Below are 2,128 nucleotides of genomic sequence, written 5' to 3'. Positions count from 1 at the left end.
TGCCCGGGAAGGTGTTGATCTCAGCCTGTCGACCCTGGCCGACCAGGTCGGCGCCTGTGCCGCCGCGCTCGAGCCGCTCCACATGCTGATCCGCGACCATGTCCTGCAAGCCGAGCGGTTGTGCTGGGCATCGGCGCCGTTGTCGGGATGACGCAGGCGGTCATGATGCGGGCAACGATGGGCCATACCGGCCGGCCATTGGTTGCCGGACCCTGGCTGACGAGCGCATTTGCTCTGATCTGTGGTGCGACTTTGGCGCGTGTTGCAGGCCAAAATGTAGTGCTTAGTGGTCTCAACGGTGTCGATCTTTCCGCAGTTCTCTGGACGCTGGCTTTCGTTGCCTACCTATGTCGCACTGGGCCCTGGCTTCTAAGTCCCAAGATTGGGCGCAAAGCAGCGTCCAAGTCTTGATACGCGTGATCGCGTACCAGTGCAGCGATGTTGCGAGGGCTTGCCGGTGATGGCGGAGATGAATGCGCCCGGGTCATCGGAGATCGCTGTCCTGAGCCCCAACTATTCCTCCGAATAGGCGGAGGTTCCGCGGGTTGATGTGCACTGCTCTCCAACCTTGGACCGCCGGAAGCTGGATTTTCCCGGCTGTCTCACGATGACGGGCCGGTGGCGCCATCGGGATAATGCACTGCCATCTGGACGTTGTATCCGATCACGCTGTGAGGTCGGTCTTCCTCAGCCCGGCGGTGGAAGCGATCCTCATTCATCTCAGAGCGGCCCGCGAAAAATAGACCAATTTGCAGACCATTTGAGTAACGGGGCGGAGACGCGATCATTCAGGTCGAGGATGCGCGAATGCTTTCCATAATCATATTGGTCGTGGCGGGCCTGCTCGCCGGCATGATCAATGCCATTGCCGGTGGCGGAACTTTTGTCAGCTTTCCTGCTCTGGTCTGGCTAGGAGTACCACCGATCATGGCCAACGCCACGGCGACGCTGACCGCCTTGCCAGGCAATGTCGGTAGTGCCTGGGCCTACAGACACGATATATCCGCCGAGGGAAGCCTCGGGCTTCGGAGCATCATTTGGACCGCCGCGCTCGGCGGCCTGTCCGGTGCGGGGCTGCTCTTAATCACGCCGGGCGACGCCTTTGTTGGCATCGTACCTTGGCTCCTGCTCACTGCCACTCTTCTCTTTGCTGCCGGTCCGGGTCTCGTAAGGCTGGTTCGCGCGAGGGGATTGCAGATCGGACCAGGTCTCTCGGCTTTCACGGTCTTCCTCGTTGCTGGCTACGGTGGCTATTTCAATGGTGGTCTTGGCATCATGCTACTGGCGGTGTTAAGCTTAATTGGCTTCCAGAACCTGCACGGAATGAACGGCCTGAAAAACATGCTGTCTGCCGTGCTCTCCTTGGTGTCGGTCACGACGTATGCGAGCGCTGGCCTGATCGCTTGGGAATCCGCGGCTATCCTGGCGATCTCGATAACAGTTGGCGGATACATCGGCGCCCGCCAGGCGCGGCGAATTCAAAACACCGACTATCTCCAAGCTATAATCGTCGGCATTGGTGCATCAATGACGCTGGTGTTCTTCGCACTCTGACTGTGAAGGTTCTGCGGAGAGCCAACATTACAACTGCGTTCCCTCGGATAGAAAAGACGTCGTCATCTGGATATCTCACAGCATCAAGTGGATGGACTTCAGGGGGCAGCCTGGGAACCCGACAGCGGTGGGTTGCGACCCCGACAAACGCCGTTTCCGCCCTGACAAGTCGACCATAGCCAATTCGCTTCGAGTGAAAGTCATGGAACTGGGCGGCGACCGGTGACGCTGCTCGATGGCGATATCTTGCGGAAAAACCTTTCCTCTGTACTCGGATTCTCCAGGGAGCATCACGATCTTAGCATCCGCCGGATCGGTTTCGTGTCCAGCGAAATCACAAAGAACGGCGGCATCGCCTTTTGTGCCCGATCGCACTGCATGCAGCGATGTGGCGCGAAGTGCAGACAGATGTCGAAGGCCATGGCGCCTTCATTGAGGCCCACCTCACAATAGTGTCCGTCGTCAGAACATTTGGCGCAACTCGGGGCGTGGATTAGCGGAGAGCGGGCCTCGTCTTTGGGATGATGTTATGCGGCGAGCTTGCGGTGCTGCAAGCGCCGATATTCGAGGGTCT

The 2,128-nt window shown here is 59.0% G+C and carries 2 protein-coding genes and 2 pseudogenes; all 4 read left to right on the top strand.

Annotation, left to right across the window (positions count from 1 at the left end; all coding sequences use genetic code 11):
• Positions 1-121 (top strand): annotated as a pseudogene (locus MU516_RS19290) (IS66 family transposase); the annotation flags it as partial.
• A gap of 26 nt (positions 122-147) precedes the next feature.
• On the top strand, positions 148-411 hold the full coding sequence (locus MU516_RS19285) for an NnrS family protein (protein WP_311319131.1): 264 nt from the start codon (positions 148-150) through the stop codon (positions 409-411).
• Between the two features lie 396 nt (positions 412-807).
• Positions 808-1,554, top strand: coding sequence for a sulfite exporter TauE/SafE family protein (locus MU516_RS19280; RefSeq protein WP_260278825.1), 747 nt, complete (start codon positions 808-810; stop codon positions 1,552-1,554).
• 166 nt (positions 1,555-1,720) lie between these two features.
• A pseudogene (locus MU516_RS19275) lies at positions 1,721-2,000 on the top strand (adenylyl-sulfate kinase); the annotation flags it as partial.
• Between the last annotated feature and the right edge of the window lie 128 nt (positions 2,001-2,128).

It is taken from the genome of Paracoccus maritimus (assembly GCF_025195095.1).
Classification (GTDB): domain Bacteria; phylum Pseudomonadota; class Alphaproteobacteria; order Rhodobacterales; family Rhodobacteraceae; genus Paracoccus; species Paracoccus maritimus.
This window is presented reverse-complemented; position numbering and strand designations above follow the sequence as displayed.